Source organism: Bradyrhizobium sp. USDA 3364 (genome assembly GCF_054056355.1).
In genome coordinates this window covers 7,323,785-7,337,594 of record NZ_JBSRYG010000002.1, presented here as the reverse complement: position 1 = coordinate 7,337,594, position 13,810 = coordinate 7,323,785, and the positions used below count along the sequence as shown (strand labels likewise).

At 63.6% G+C, this 13,810-nt stretch carries 13 protein-coding genes and 1 tRNA gene; 11 read left to right on the top strand and 3 right to left on the bottom strand.

Annotated features, from left to right (window positions below; genetic code table 11):
• The first annotated feature begins 54 nt into the window (after nt 1-54).
• The 3 genes from thiL (at nt 55) to ACVILL_RS34460 (ending at nt 3,645) form a co-directional block, all read left to right on the top strand.
• Nucleotides 55-1,056 carry a thiamine-phosphate kinase gene (gene thiL, locus ACVILL_RS34470; protein ID WP_456733118.1) on the top strand — a complete coding sequence of 334 codons (1,002 nt, stop codon included), beginning with the start codon at nt 55-57 and terminating at the stop codon, nt 1,054-1,056.
• A gap of 222 nt (nt 1,057-1,278) precedes the next feature.
• Entirely contained in the window at nt 1,279-3,399 is a 2,121-nt protein-coding gene (locus ACVILL_RS34465) for a sodium-translocating pyrophosphatase (RefSeq protein ID WP_456733117.1), read from the top strand.
• 90 nt (nt 3,400-3,489) lie between these two features.
• Nucleotides 3,490-3,645 (top strand): hypothetical protein, encoded by a 156-nt coding sequence (locus ACVILL_RS34460; RefSeq protein ID WP_456733116.1) that lies wholly within the window; start codon nt 3,490-3,492, stop codon nt 3,643-3,645.
• 27 nt (nt 3,646-3,672) lie between these two features.
• On the opposite strand, the gene ACVILL_RS34455 is transcribed toward ACVILL_RS34460, so the two are convergent.
• Nucleotides 3,673-4,680 carry a Bug family tripartite tricarboxylate transporter substrate binding protein gene (locus ACVILL_RS34455; protein WP_456733115.1) on the bottom strand — a complete coding sequence of 336 codons (1,008 nt, stop codon included), beginning with the start codon at nt 4,678-4,680 and terminating at the stop codon, nt 3,673-3,675.
• A gap of 154 nt (nt 4,681-4,834) precedes the next feature.
• Nucleotides 4,835-5,314: an outer membrane protein assembly factor BamE gene (locus tag ACVILL_RS34450; protein ID WP_456733114.1), complete on the bottom strand. Its 480-nt coding sequence runs from the start codon at nt 5,312-5,314 to the stop codon at nt 4,835-4,837.
• Nucleotides 5,315-5,451: 137 nt separating this feature from the next.
• Between ACVILL_RS34450 and ACVILL_RS34445 the strand changes: the two genes are divergently transcribed.
• The 8 genes from ACVILL_RS34445 (at nt 5,452) to ACVILL_RS34410 (ending at nt 13,014) form a co-directional block, all read left to right on the top strand.
• On the top strand, nt 5,452-6,003 hold the full coding sequence (locus ACVILL_RS34445; RefSeq protein ID WP_456734432.1) for a ubiquinol-cytochrome C chaperone family protein: 552 nt from the start codon (nt 5,452-5,454) through the stop codon (nt 6,001-6,003).
• Nucleotides 6,000-6,584 carry a YceD family protein gene (locus ACVILL_RS34440; RefSeq protein ID WP_456733113.1) on the top strand — a complete coding sequence of 195 codons (585 nt, stop codon included), beginning with the start codon at nt 6,000-6,002 and terminating at the stop codon, nt 6,582-6,584. The genes ACVILL_RS34445 and ACVILL_RS34440 overlap by 4 nt, the downstream gene beginning before the upstream one ends.
• Nucleotides 6,585-6,904: 320 nt before the next feature.
• Complete coding sequence (plsX, locus tag ACVILL_RS34435; protein WP_456733112.1) at nt 6,905-7,966, top strand: phosphate acyltransferase PlsX; 1,062 nt, start codon at nt 6,905-6,907, stop codon at nt 7,964-7,966.
• Nucleotides 7,963-8,940, top strand: a complete 978-nt coding sequence (locus ACVILL_RS34430; RefSeq protein ID WP_456733111.1) for a beta-ketoacyl-ACP synthase III — start codon at nt 7,963-7,965, stop codon at nt 8,938-8,940. The genes plsX and ACVILL_RS34430 overlap by 4 nt, the downstream gene beginning before the upstream one ends.
• Nucleotides 8,941-9,070: 130 nt before the next feature.
• Nucleotides 9,071-9,406 carry an integration host factor subunit alpha gene (locus tag ACVILL_RS34425; RefSeq protein WP_021079083.1) on the top strand — a complete coding sequence of 112 codons (336 nt, stop codon included), beginning with the start codon at nt 9,071-9,073 and terminating at the stop codon, nt 9,404-9,406.
• Nucleotides 9,407-9,614: 208 nt separating this feature from the next.
• The gene (locus ACVILL_RS34420; protein WP_456733110.1) at nt 9,615-10,208 is read left to right on the top strand and encodes a MerR family transcriptional regulator; all 594 of its coding nucleotides are present in this window, start codon (nt 9,615-9,617) and stop codon (nt 10,206-10,208) included.
• 90 nt (nt 10,209-10,298) lie between these two features.
• Nucleotides 10,299-10,376, top strand: a tRNA-Pro gene (locus tag ACVILL_RS34415).
• 400 nt (nt 10,377-10,776) lie between these two features.
• A complete protein-coding gene (locus tag ACVILL_RS34410) occupies nt 10,777-13,014 on the top strand; it encodes an NF038122 family metalloprotease (RefSeq protein WP_456733109.1) in 2,238 nt (745 codons plus the stop codon).
• A gap of 111 nt (nt 13,015-13,125) precedes the next feature.
• On the opposite strand, the gene ACVILL_RS34405 is transcribed toward ACVILL_RS34410, so the two are convergent.
• Nucleotides 13,126-13,638, bottom strand: a complete 513-nt coding sequence (locus ACVILL_RS34405; RefSeq protein ID WP_456733108.1) for a MarR family winged helix-turn-helix transcriptional regulator — start codon at nt 13,636-13,638, stop codon at nt 13,126-13,128.
• Between the last annotated feature and the right edge of the window lie 172 nt (nt 13,639-13,810).

Sequence of the window (13,810 nt, the reverse complement as noted above, 5' to 3'; positions counted from 1 at the left end):
GTGCATCCTTCGAGGCTCGCTCCGCTCGCACCTCAGGATGACGGGTCTGCTATCGTGACGCAGAGCGACAAACGAGTATCCGGCGAAGACTCCCTGATCGCGCGCTATTTCAAGCCGCTCGCGACGGACCCGGGCGCGTTCGGTCTCGATGACGACGCCGCCGCGCTGAGGGCAGCCGGCGAGGACATCGTGGTCACCACGGATGCCATCGTCGAAGGCGTGCATTTCCTCAGCAACGATCCGCCCGACACGCTGGCGCGCAAGGCGCTGCGGGTGAACCTCTCCGACATCGCGGCCAAGGGGGCGGAGCCGGCGGGCTTCGTGCTGACGCTGGCGGTGCGCAAAGTCGATGAGAGCTGGTTGAAGCCGTTCGCCCGGGCGCTTGGCGAGGACGCGGCCGATTTTGGCTGTCCGCTGCTCGGCGGCGATACCGTTTCCACGCCGGGGCCGCTGATGATCTCGATCACCGGATTCGGCCGGCTGCCGCAGGGCAAGATGGTGCATCGCGCCGGCGCGCAAGCGGGCGACCGCGTGTTCGTCACGGGCACGATCGGCGATGCCGCGCTCGGTCTCGATGTGCTCCAAGGAGGTCCGGTCGCGGGGGCGCTGGCGGACGATGCCGCCGCGCGGGATTTTCTTGCCGCCCGCTACCGTGTTCCGCAGCCGCGCAACGCGCTTGCCCGCGCCGTCCGTGCCCACGCCAGCGCGGCGATGGATGTGTCCGACGGTCTCGCCGGCGATCTGGCCAAGCTTTGTGCAGCCAGCGGTGTGACGGCCGTGATCAACGTGCCGAGCATCCCGTTGTCATCATCGGCCGCGGGGCTCGTCGCACGCAAGGCGGTTGGGATCGAGATCCTGGTCGCCGGCGGCGACGACTACGAACTTCTCTGCGCGGTGCCTGGCGATCGCGCAGACGCCTTCCTGCGAGAGGCACGCCAGGCCAAGGTCACCGTGACCGCCATCGGCGGCCTCATTGCCGGTTCGTCACCACCAAGCTTTCTCGACGGGCAGGGCAGGGAACTGAAGTTGCAGCGCCTGTCCTACAGCCATTTCTAGAATTCCCGGCCGGACTGCGCCGATTTTCTCTCTAAATAGCTGCCGATATCGGCGGTTTCGGCCACAGGTGGCGTTGCGCAGCGGTAACGATTTTGGCAAGGTCGCGCCCGATTTGAGGCAATCCGTTTTTGGGGAGGATTGTCCTCGCAAAATAAGCGCCTGCCGCCCCCTAGCGGCACAAGAAGGCGCGGGGGTTACATCAAGGATCTGAGGCAACATTCAATGACAGCTTTATGGTTGATTGTGCTCTGCGGGGCGCTTTCCATCGTCTACGCGATCTGGGCGACGCAGTCGGTCTTGAACGCGGATGCGGGCAATGCCCGCATGCAGGAAATCGCGGCCGCGGTGCGCGAGGGCGCACAGGCCTATCTGCGGCGGCAGTACACCACGATCGGCATGGTCGGTATCGTGATCTTCGTGGTGCTGGCCTACTTCCTCGGCCTGCCGGTGGCGATCGGCTTTGCGATCGGCGCCATCCTGTCGGGTGCGGCCGGCTTCATCGGCATGAACGTCTCGGTGCGCGCCAACGTCCGCACCGCGCAGGCGGCGACCACCTCGCTCGCCGGCGGCCTCGAGCTTGCGTTCAAGGCCGGCGCGATCACCGGCATGCTGGTTGCCGGTCTCGCGCTGCTCGGCGTCACCATCTACTTCATGATCCTGGTCAAGTTCATGGGTCTGGAAGCGGGCAGCCGCACCGTGGTCGACGCCATGGTGGCGCTCGGCTTCGGCGCCTCGCTGATCTCGATCTTCGCCCGTCTCGGCGGCGGCATCTTCACCAAGGGTGCTGACGTCGGCGGCGACCTCGTCGGCAAGGTCGAGGCCGGCATCCCCGAGGACGATCCGCGCAACCCGGCCACCATCGCCGACAACGTCGGCGACAATGTCGGCGACTGCGCCGGCATGGCCGCCGACCTGTTCGAGACCTATGCGGTGACCGCGGTCGCCACCATGGTGCTCGCGGCGATCTTCTTCGCCAAGACCCCGATCCTGGTGAACATGATGACGCTGCCGCTCGCGATCGGCGGTATCTGCATCATCACCTCGATCATCGGCACCTTCTTCGTCAAGCTCGGTGCCAGCCAGTCGATCATGGGCGCGCTGTACAAGGGCCTGATCGCCACCGGCATCCTGTCGCTGATCGGCGTTGCCGCCGTCATCAACTGGCTGATCGGCTTCGGCAAGCTCGACGGCGTCGACTTCACCGGCATGGCGCTGTTCTGGTGCGGCGTGGTCGGCCTCGCCGTCACCGGCCTGATCATCTGGATCACCGAATACTACACCGGCACCGACTATCGCCCGGTGAAGTCGATCGCCTCCGCCTCGGTCACCGGTCACGGCACCAACGTGATCCAGGGTCTCGCGGTCTCGATGGAAGCGACCGCGCTGCCCGCGATCGTCATCATCGCCGGCATCCTGGTGACCTACAGCCTGGCCGGCCTGTTCGGCATCGCGATCGCGACCGCCACCATGCTGGCGCTGGCCGGCATGATCGTCGCGCTCGACGCCTTCGGCCCGGTCACCGACAACGCCGGCGGCATCGCCGAGATGGCGGGTCTGCCGAAGGAGGTGCGCAAGTCGACCGACGCGCTCGACGCGGTCGGCAACACCACCAAGGCGGTGACCAAGGGCTACGCGATCGGCTCCGCCGGTCTCGGTGCGCTGGTGCTGTTTGCGGCCTATAACCAGGACCTCAAATTCTTCATCAGCGACGCCAACGCCCATGCCTACTTCAAGGGCGTCAACCCGGACTTCTCCCTGAACAACCCGTACGTCGTGGTCGGCCTGCTGTTCGGCGGCCTGCTGCCGTATCTGTTCGGTGCGATGGGCATGACCGCGGTCGGCCGCGCCGCAGGCGCGATCGTCGAGGAGGTGCGCCGTCAGTTCCGCGAGAAGCCCGGCATCATGCAGGGCACCGACAAGCCCGACTACGGCAAGGCGGTCGACCTGCTGACCCGTGCGGCGATCAAGGAGATGATCATCCCGTCGCTGCTGCCGGTGCTGTCGCCGATCGTGGTCTACTTCCTGATCTACTTCATCGCGGGCGGCGGCGCGGCCGGCAAGTCGGCAGCGTTCTCCGCGGTCGGCGCCATGCTGCTCGGCGTCATCGTCACCGGCCTGTTCGTCGCGATCTCGATGACCTCCGGCGGCGGCGCATGGGACAACGCCAAGAAGTACATCGAGGACGGCCACTACGGCGGCAAGGGCTCTGACGCCCACAAGTCCGCGGTGACCGGCGACACCGTCGGCGATCCCTACAAGGATACGGCGGGCCCGGCGGTGAACCCGATGATCAAGATCACCAACATCGTGGCACTGCTCCTGCTTGCGATCCTGGCGCACTGAGCCGCGACACGAACGAATGCAAAACCCCGCGGCGAAAGCCGCGGGGTTTTTGCTGAAAGAACCAGACGCGAACAACACGGAGATCGATCGATGTCGCTCTCATCCGCACGCAACTATGCGCTCCGCGCCGCCAAGTCGCAGGATCAGAAGGAGGCGATCGAGCTACTGTCGCAGGCGATCATGGAGCTGGCGATGTCGATCGAAGCCACCGACGCCAAGGTCAAGAAGGTCAACAAGTCGTCGTAAATCAGCCGCAGCGTGCTCCGGTGATTGTTATTTCACCTCCATCTGGAGTCCTTCCTTCTCGATGATCGCGGCGAACTTCTTCGTCTCGGCATCGACGAAATCGGAGAATTGCTGCGGCGTGCCGTAGTCGGCGCGGGCGCCCATGCCACTGATGTTCTTCCTGACGTCGTCGCGCTCCAGCATCGCCTTGACCTGGCGGTTCAGCTCGTCGAGCACGGGCGCGGGCGCGGTCTTCGGCAGGAAAACGCCGAACCAGGACGCGACGTCGAACTTGGCGAGCTCCGGTGCGCCTTCGCGCATCGTGGGCAGATTGGGCGCGGACTCGCTGCGCTCGGTCGTGGTGACGCAGAGCCCGTTGAGCTTGCCGTCCTGCACCTGCGGCAGCGACGGATAGAGATTGTCGAACAGGATCTGGATGTCGCCGGCGAGCCCGGCCTGCAATGCGGGGCCAGCACCGCGGAACGGCACATGCGTCATCTTCAGCCCAGTGAGCTGCAGGAACCAGGCGCCGGTGAGGTGAGGGCTCTGTCCGGTGCCGGACGAACCGTAGGTGAGCTTGTCGGGGTTTTTCTTCAGATAGGCGATCAATTCGGGGATCGACTTGATGCCGGTCGACGGATGCGCCGAGACGATGTTCGGGATCCGGATCATGTTGGAGACCGCCTGCAACTGGTCGGCCTTGTAGGTCAGGTTGCGGAAGATGCTGTAGGCGATCGCGTTGGGGCCGGGATTGCCGATCAGGATGGTGTGGCCGTCGCCCTTGGCGCGCGCGACCTCTGATGTGCCGATGGTGCCGCCGGCGCCGGAGCGATTCTCGACGACAACCGACTGACCCCAGAGCGGCTGCAAATGCGCGGCCAGCAGTCGCCCCATCACGTCGGTCGAGCCGCCGGCCGCGGCCGGCACGATGATCCGGACCGTCTCGGTCGGGCGCCAGTCGCCGGCGCCGAGGCTCGTGCGCGGCAGGATCGACGCGGCCGTCACTGCGGCCGCGCCCGACAATACCGTACGACGGGAAAATCCCTTGGTTCTCATGCGCTTATCCCCCTAGTCAGGCTCTTGTTTGCGAGCAAGCCTAGGGGAGCGCCTGCCCGTCGGGCAAGCGCGACAACTTGGCGCAGCGGCTTAGGGCCTATCCTTTGAGCATGATCTTGTCGGAAAACCGCTTCGCACTTTTCCGGATCATGCTCTAGTTGAAGCTCAGCAGCTTGAAGAGCGGCGTCAGGTAGGACATTTCCTGGCCCGACGTCGGCGTCGTGCGGCTGACGAAGTCGAAGATCTTGCCGTCCTTCAGGCCGTAATTGGCGAGCCGGCGCACCTGGCGGTTCTTGTCGAAATAGACCGCGATCACGCGCTGGTCGATCACGCGCTGATTCATGAAGGCGACCGGGCGCGAGGTTCGCTGCGAGATGTAATAAAACACCTCGCCATCCAGCGTCGCGACGGTCGAGGGCGTGCCGAGCACGATCAGCACCTGATCCTGGCTCGCTCCGATCGGAATCTGCTCGAGCGCCCCATCGGGCAGGATGTAGCCCTTCTGGAATTGTTCGCCGGTGCAGCCGCCGAGTGCGGCGGTGCAGACGAGGCCAACGACCGCGAAGGCGCGGAAGCGCGAAAAGAACCTGCGCGCGGAAGCCGCGCGAGGCTGTCTTGAAAGAGTATGGTTCATCGGCGGAACTGATCCGTCCCCTTGCATCGGCCGAGGCATTGACGTACCGGGCAGCTCAATGGATTGCAATAATGCCGAACTCCAATGGACGAATCCTCAACAGGCGTCCTTTGGGGGACCGGCAGCCGGAACCCGTCATGCTTTGGCCGTTCAATCACTTCAGAAGACCCCGGGTGCCCGCGCGCAGCACCATTGAGACCATCTATGGCATGATCGTGACGCAGGCGCGAGAACCGTTATTTTACCGTGACTTGGGCGTTCCGGACACGGTTAATGGCCGTTTTGACCTGCTTCTGATGCATCTGTGGCTGGTGCTGCGGCGACTCAAACCCCTCGAGGGCGGGCCCGAGCTGTCGCAGGCGCTGTTCGATCACTTCTGCATCGACATGGACGACAATCTCCGGGAAATGGGAGTCGGCGACCTCACGGTGCCGAAACGCATGCAGGCGTTCGGCGAGGCCTTTTACGGTCGCACCGCGGCCTATGATCTGGCGCTGACCGAGAGCGAGGAGGCCTTGGCCCAGTCGTTCTGCAAGAACATCCTCAATGGCCAGAACATCGACAAGGCCCGCGAACTCGCCGCCTATGCCCGGGAGGCGATGGCGGCGTTGGCGAGCGCCGACCTCGCGACGTTGACCAAGGGTGCGTGGCGCTTTCCTGTCCCGCAGGTAGCAGGGAGTGCGGCATGAGCGGCGGCACCACGGGGCGACCCGACCGCGATCCCTGGCGCGTGCTGGTCAATGTCGCGCAGATTCCCGAGACCGGCCTGCATCGCGAGATCGCGGCCGACGAGGCGGCGCGCAAGGCGATGGCCGAGCTCGCGGAGTTGCGCGAAGTCATTTCCGCGAAGGCGGCGTTCGATCTGCAGCCCAAGCGTGACGGCAGCTATCACGTCACCGGCCGGGTGCAGGCGAGGATTGGACAGACCTGCGTGGTGACGCTCGATCCGATCGAGAACGAGATCGATGAGTCGATCGATGTGATGTTCGCGCCGCCCGAGCAGATTCCGCAGATGGCGGACCTGGTCGACGACGCCGAGGACAGCGATGAGGAAACGCCGGATCCGCCGGAGCCGATCGTCGGCGGCTTCATCGATATCGGCCGGCTCGCGACCGACGCGCTGTTTCTCGGCGTAGACCCCTATCCGCGCAAGGTGGATGCGGTCTTTGAGCAGGCGGTTGAAGCGCCTGATCCGGAAAGTCACCCTTTTGCGGCGCTGAAGGCGCTCAAGGACAAGGCCGACGGCAAGAAGCCCAAGAAGGGCAATTGAGGGCAACCGAAGGCAGCTCAGGTCACATTTGCGGGGATGGCTTGCCTGCACCCCCGCGCGAACGGTGTCCTTAGCTACTTCAAATAAGTGTCACAATACATTGAAATACAATGTATTTCTGATATATTCTGATGTGTTGCGTGACGGTTCGGCCACTCCATCGTTTGCGGCCAAGAGGTTGTGTCGGACCGCGGACACGCTATTGTCGCGGCCCGGCCGGGACGCGAGTTGGTGTTTCGCCGCGCGCCGTAGATGGCGGTGACTTCAAGCTCGCGGTCTTCGTCTGAAGGGCTGTGGGAGAGCAGGCTTCCGGGACGTTCATGCCTCAAAAGGTTCGAATCGCGCTTGACGCCATGGGGGGCGATGTCGGCGCATCCGTGGTCATTCCCGGCGCCGCGATTTCGTTGAGCCGTCATCCCGACAGCGAATTCCTGCTGGTCGGAGACCGAGCCCAGATCGAGCCGGAGCTCGCCAGGCATCCTGCACTGAAGGCAGTGTCGAAGGTGATTCATACCGACGTCGCCGTAAAAAATGACGAGAAGCCAAGCCAGGCGCTGCGGCGGACCCGTCGTGCCTCCTCGATGTGGCTTGCGATCGACGCCGTGAAACATGGCGAGGCCGATGTCGCGGTCTCCGCCGGCAACACCGGCGCGCTGATGGCGATGGGGGGGCTCAATCTGCGGACGCTGCCCGGCGTTGACCGCCCGGCGCTCGCGGCGGTGTGGCCGACGCTGCGCGGCGATTCGGTGGTGCTCGACCTCGGCGCCACGATCGGCGGCGACGCCCGGCACCTGACCACGCTGGCGGTGATGGGCAGTGCGATGGCCAGCGTGCTGTTCAATCTGGAGCGGCCGACCGTCGGCCTGCTCAATATCGGGTCCGAGGAGATCAAGGGCCACGAGGAGATCCGCGAGGCGGCCGGAATGCTGCGGGCGATGGACGCGTCCCAGTTCAACTATGTCGGCTTCGTCGAGGGTGACGGCATCGCCAAGGGCGCCGCCGACGTCATCGTGTCGGAAGGCTTCTGCGGCAACATCGCGCTCAAGACCGCCGAGGGAACTGCCCGCCAGATGTTCGAGTTCCTGCGCGAGGCCATGTCGTCGAGCTGGCTGGCGCGTATCGGCTATTTGTTTGCTCGTGGCGCGTTCCGCAAGCTGCGCGACAAGCTCGATCCCAACAAGTCGAACGGCGGCGTGCTGCTCGGCCTGAAAGGCGTGGTGGTCAAGAGCCATGGCGGCACCAACGCGGAAGGCTTTGCCTATGCGGTGGATGTTGGCTATGAGATGGCCCACTACGATCTCCTCACCAAGATCAATCAGATGCTTAATCGCGACGGCAGCGCGCTGGGACAGGCGCAGACCGCGCAGGAGGCTGTCTCGTGACTGCGATACGTTCGGTAGTGCTCGGCTGCGGCTCATATTTGCCGGAGCGGGTTTTGACCAATGCCGAACTGGCGACGCGAATTGACACATCTGATGACTGGATCGTGCAGCGCACCGGCATCAGTGAGCGCCACATCGCAGCCGATGACGAGTTTACCTCGCATCTGGCGATCAAGGCGGCGCAGGCCGCGCTCGCCGATGCCGGGATCGACGCCCAGTCGATCGACCTGATCGTGCTGGCGACCTCGACGCCCGACAACACCTTCCCGGCCACGGCGGTCGCGGTCCAGCACGGGCTCGGCATCAACCACGGCGTCGCCTTCGACCTTCAGGCGGTGTGCTCCGGCTTCGTCTTCGCGCTGACCACAGCCGACAATTTCCTGCGCGCCGGCCATCACAAGCGGGCGCTGGTGATCGGTGCCGAAACCTTCTCGCGCATCCTCGATTGGAACGACCGCGGCACCTGCGTGCTGTTCGGCGATGGTGCCGGCGCCGTCGTGCTCGAGGCGCAGCAACTGTCCGGCACGATCGAGGATCGCGGCGTGCTGACGACGCATCTGCGTTCCGACGGGCGCCACAAGTCGAAGCTGTACGTCGATGGCGGTCCCGGTTCGACCAAGACGGTCGGCTACCTCCGGATGGAGGGCCGGGAGGTATTCAAGCACGCCGTCGGCATGATCACGGACGTGATCGTCGATGCGTTCAACGCCACCGGCTTTACCGCCGAGGACATCAACTGGTTCATTCCGCACCAGGCCAACAAGCGAATCATCGATGCGTCGGCGCACAAGCTCCATATTGCGCCGCAGAAGGTCGTCCTGACCGTCGACAAGCACGGCAACACCTCGGCGGCCTCGATCCCGCTGGCCCTGACGGTTGCCGTCAGGGACGGGCGGGTCAAGAAGGGCGATCTGGTGTTGTTCGAGGCGATGGGCGGCGGTTTCACCTGGGGCTCGGCGCTCGTGCGCTGGTAGCGCGCCGTCAAACAGTGCCGACAGGTTGCCGGTATCTTTCCTGCGTCCAGGTGCTGGTCGCTGTTGACCATTGCGCGCTAAGCTTTTAATTTCAGTCAAGAAATTGTTCGCCGAGAGTGCGGGGCAGGCGATGACCACGGGAACCGGAAAAACAGTTACGCGCGTCGATTTGTGTGAGGCGGTCTACCAAAAGGTGGGCCTGTCGCGTACGGAATCGTCGGCTTTTGTCGAGTTGGTGCTGAAGGAGATCACCGATTGCCTGGAAAAGGGCGAGACGGTGAAGCTGTCCTCGTTCGGCTCCTTCATGGTGCGCAAGAAGGGCCAGCGTATCGGCCGTAATCCGAAGACCGGCACCGAGGTGCCGATCTCGCCGCGGCGTGTGATGGTGTTCAAGCCGTCGGCGATCCTGAAGCAGCGGATCAATGGCCACGCCGTCACCAACGGCGATGGCAGCAAGGCCGACTAAAGCGCGGTCGCGCTTTAGCTTGTTGTTTGAGCGTGATCTTTTCGGAAAACCGCTTCGCACTTTTCCGGATCATGCTGTAGCGCGTTTTCAAGCGAAGTGGATTCCCGGTTCGCGTGAAGAAAGCGCGCCGAAACCAGCATCTGGAGCCCGGTTCCGCTTCAATCGGAGCGGACGAGCCTCCAGGCATTGAAGCCAGAGGAGCGGGCATTTGGACAAGGCGCCGGATGCGTTCCGTACCATCAGTGAAGTCGCAGACGAGCTCGATATTCCCCAGCATGTGCTGAGGTTCTGGGAAACGCGCTTCGCGCAGATCAAGCCGATGAAGCGTAGCGGCGGCCGCCGCTACTACCGCCCCGACGATGTCGATCTGCTCAAGGGCATCCGCCGGCTGCTCTATGGCGAGGGCTACACCATCCGCGGCGTGCAGCGGATCCTGAAAGAGCACGGCATCAAGTCCGTGCAGGGCATCGCCGACCAGAGCGCGGCCGTCTCGTTCGGCGCGGTCGAGGAGGCGGTCGGCAACAGCATGGCCGAGCTGGACGAGCGCGACGGCAATGACGGCCTCGATTTCGACGGCGAGGAGGGCGACGGCGACGAGCAGGGAATCGACTACCGATTCGTCGATCCCGACGAGGACCCGATCCTGTCGACCTACAAGGCGCATGCCCAGCCGGGCAAGGCGTCCGCTGCGCCGCCGGTGCGCCCCTCCGTTCCGTCAGCGGATCGGGAGCGGCTCGAGCGCGTGCTGCAGGAGCTGGTCGCCTGCCGGCAGATGATCGACACGGCGATGAAGGACGGCTGAGTCCGGGGAACCAACCGGTGCCCGGAATGCAGCCTTTGAAGGCCTGCCCCGCCTTGCGCGAACGCAGGATCGCGGCTAATGGAACGGCATCGGAGCGTGGCGCAGCCCGGTTAGCGCACTAGTCTGGGAGACTAGGGGTCGGAGGTTCGAATCCTCTCGCTCCGACCATTACTCGGCCGGACTTCAGGGCGTCCGGATTTCATTCAGCAGACCGGATCAAGCAGCGCGTCCGCAATTGATGTGCGACACAGCTGCATCCGCGAATCCATGCATGTCCGACGGGCCGACCAAATCGATCGTTTGGTCGTGACACCAAGTCCCGCCGCCCGAACACGGCGGTAGTTTTACGGGTTTGTTGGGCGCCTGCCGAATGAGGCTATTCCGCTCGGCGAATCAAGACGTTGACGTCGAAACTTCTACGAGGGCACGAACCGTTGCCCTTGGGAAACCGCAATTTCCTTCAGTATCTGGTTAAGGATCACTGCGCATCCTCCGCTCGCGCTTTCGGTGCATGAGCGACGGGAAGTCAAATCGGGCTTCGATGGGCGATCCAAAGCTGGAACGAGCGATGACATCCACGGCCGGATTGCAAAGGGATCAGGACAGCGGGACGCCGGCGCCTTACAGCGCGCCACCGACGCCGGTCGTCCTTCCTGATGAATCGATCGAGGCACAGGCTGCGGTGAGCGGCTCCGGCTCGGGCGGCGTCGGTTCTGTCGTCGCGGAGACCTCCGGCGGGCTCACGATCAACCTGATCTTCGACGCCGCCGCGATGGCGGCGCCTGCCAGCTTCCGAACAGGTATCGAACAGGCGGCAGCGCTTTTGAGTGCGGCGATCACCGACAAGATCACGCTCAATTTCAATGTCGATTACAGCGGCACCGGTGGTGGCGCTGCGGGCGGCCCCGACAGTGGACAGTGGCTCAGCTATTCGACGGTCAGGGCTGACCTGGTGAACAACGCGTCGCCGGGTGACAAGACCTTCAACGCGCTGCCGACCGGCACGTCGATTCAGGGCCAGTCTTCGGTTGCGGTGTGGAACGCGCAACTGAAGCTCTGGGGGGTGATCGGCGCGAACGATACAACGACCGACGACGGCAGCCTGACCTTTGCCACCGACATCAGTCCCGGCCTTCTGGTCGGCGTCGCGCTGCACGAACTCACGCACGCCATGGGCCGCGTTCCCTACGGACCGCAGCCGGATATTTTCGATTTCGATCGCTTCACCAGCTCCGGCGCCCGGTTGCTCTCGGACAACATTCCGACATCGGCGGCCTATTACTCCCTGGACGGAGGCGCCACGAAGCTCGCGGACTACGGCCAGAGCTCGGATCCGAGCGACTTCCTCAACAGCGGCGTGCAGGGTGCAAACGATCCCTTCAACGAATTTTACACCGGCAGCACGTTGCAGTCGCTCACCGCGATCGACCTGCAGCAGCTCGATTCGCTGGGGTTTCACATCAAGGCGTCGTCTGCACCGGCGGCCATCCAGACCACCAATGTTGCCGCGCAGCTTGCGGACGGTCAGATCGACCTCTTGCAGTACAGCTCCGGCAATCTGATTGGCTCGTCGCTCATCCCGCAGAGCTTCTGGAAAGTCGTCGGCAACGTTGATTTGGACTCGTCCGGCAGCGGCGAATTCGTCACGCAATCCAATGGTCAGGTCGACCTGCTCTGGTTTTCCGGAGGCAAGCTCTCTGCATCGCTTCTGCTGGTCGGCAGCTATGCGGACATCGAGGGCGCGGGTCACTTCAGCGGGCAGGCGAACCCCGGCTTCGTCACTCAGGTGAACGGCGGCCAGATCGACTTTCTCTGGTTCAATTCCTCCGGCCACCTGACTGCAAGCTATCTCACCAGCCAGGCGTTCTGGAACGTCGTTGGCGTTGCAGACGTCAATGGTGACGGTCGTTCCGACGTCATCACGCAATCCGCGGGCGGCCAGATCGACATCCTGTACTTCGACCAGGGCAAGCTGATCGGAAGCAATCTGTTGCCGGGCAACTACGATCCGGTTCACGACGTCAAGGACATGACGGCGGGCATCGCAGAATTCATCACCCAGAATGGTGCCGGTCAGGTCAACGAGCTCGCGTTCGACGGCAGTCACGTCACCCAGGTTGCGTCGGTTGGATCTTCCGGGATTCCGTTGATTCAGGCAGGCGCGGCGTCCGACCAGTTCTTTGCGTCAGCGGCGCAGGCTCACGTGGTTCCTTCGGACCCCGCTTCGAATGCCGCTGCATCGGCTAGCTTCGACGGCACGACGTTGGACCTGCAACGGCCGTCCACATTCAGCGGCCAGTTGATCGGGTTCAGCGGCGATGGCGGCGAGGGGGCCGACCAGATCGACCTGCACGGCATCAATTTCAACAGCGTCCATTCCAGCTTCGACGATGGCTCCGGGGTGCTGTCAGTGAGCGATGCGGTGAGCACAGCCACGCTCCATTTCCTCGGAGGCTATGCGCAGGACGATTTCAAGTTCGCCAATAACGGGAATGGAGGAACATTGGTGGTCGCGGCGGCGGCGCCGGCTCAAAGCGGCAACCTGCTTTCCGATGCGGCAGCGCAGGACACATTCGTGTTCGCGGAAAACTTCGGCCATGTGACCCTCGCGAACTTTTCGCCCGCGACCGATTCGCTGCAATTCAGCAAGAGCGTGTTTGCGGACCAGAACGCTCTGGTCGCAGCCACCCATGACGACGCATCCGGCAACGCGGTCATCACCGATGCCGCGAACGACACGATCACGCTCCAGCACGTCACGACGGCAGAGCTGCTCGCGCACCAGGGCAGCTTCCACATCGTCTAGATCCCCGCCGCCCGGATTGCCGTGGGGCAAGCCGCATTCAACGCAAACCCCGGGGTTCACGTCCCCTGGGTTCCCTTCGGCTCGTCGGGGCAGGTGGACCCAACGCCGGCTTCAGGTCTCGAATGCCATCGCGGCGATCAGGCACGCCTTTTCGAGGCGGTTGTTGAGGACCGCAAGCTTGGCCGTGAACTCGGCCAGCTCATGCTCGCTGAACTCCTCGAAGACGGTTTTCTTGAACGCCTTGTGCTGTTCGGCGAGGCTCGCCAGATGCTTTCGGGTCTTGTCGGTCAGCGACAGCCGGACCACGCGTGCGTCAGCAGGCGAGGGGGCGCGCCGCAGCAGTTCCTTCTGCTCGAGCAGCTTGGACTGCGTGGTCACGAACGACGGATCGACGTGCAGCAGCTTCGACACCACGTTGATCGGCACGCCGTCATCCTTGTCGAGATCCGAGATCGCAATGAGAATCATCCACTGCGGACCACTGACGCCAAGCGCCTTGCCCCAGACCTGACGGACTCGCTCGAGATGCGAGTTGATGGATGAAATCTCGAGGGTAAATCGCTTGATGATGTCGAGATGTTCGATGGCGCGCTGGCGCGTCGTATCCTTCCTTGTCACTGACACAGCTTCCTCTTCCCCAGGTGCCGACTCAGCTTTGCGCTGATTTATTTCTTGTTTCCCGCACCGCAGCGGGATTTTTCTAGTAAGCCGCCCACGAACGCAAGTGAACGTAAAGTAATTATAACGGTCGTATGACGACTGGACTATTTAGGGTGTGACAAGTTTCCTCATATGG

What these genes read in the sequence shown, in the direction of transcription:
- ACVILL_RS34465 (WP_456733117.1), top strand. Translation starts at nt 1,279, where the DNA reads ATGACAGCTTTATGGTTGATTGTGCTCTGCGGGGCGCTTTCCATCGTC.
- ACVILL_RS34460 (WP_456733116.1), top strand. Translation starts at nt 3,490, where the DNA reads ATGTCGCTCTCATCCGCACGCAACTATGCGCTCCGCGCCGCCAAGTCG.
- ACVILL_RS34455 (WP_456733115.1), bottom strand. Translation starts at nt 4,680, where the DNA reads ATGAGAACCAAGGGATTTTCCCGTCGTACGGTATTGTCGGGCGCGGCC.
- ACVILL_RS34450 (WP_456733114.1), bottom strand. Translation starts at nt 5,314, where the DNA reads ATGAACCATACTCTTTCAAGACAGCCTCGCGCGGCTTCCGCGCGCAGG.
- ACVILL_RS34445 (WP_456734432.1), top strand. Translation starts at nt 5,452, where the DNA reads ATGCTTTGGCCGTTCAATCACTTCAGAAGACCCCGGGTGCCCGCGCGC.
- ACVILL_RS34440 (WP_456733113.1), top strand. Translation starts at nt 6,000, where the DNA reads ATGAGCGGCGGCACCACGGGGCGACCCGACCGCGATCCCTGGCGCGTG.
- plsX (WP_456733112.1), top strand. Translation starts at nt 6,905, where the DNA reads ATGCCTCAAAAGGTTCGAATCGCGCTTGACGCCATGGGGGGCGATGTC.
- ACVILL_RS34425 (WP_021079083.1), top strand. Translation starts at nt 9,071, where the DNA reads ATGACCACGGGAACCGGAAAAACAGTTACGCGCGTCGATTTGTGTGAG.
- ACVILL_RS34410 (WP_456733109.1), top strand. Translation starts at nt 10,777, where the DNA reads ATGACATCCACGGCCGGATTGCAAAGGGATCAGGACAGCGGGACGCCG.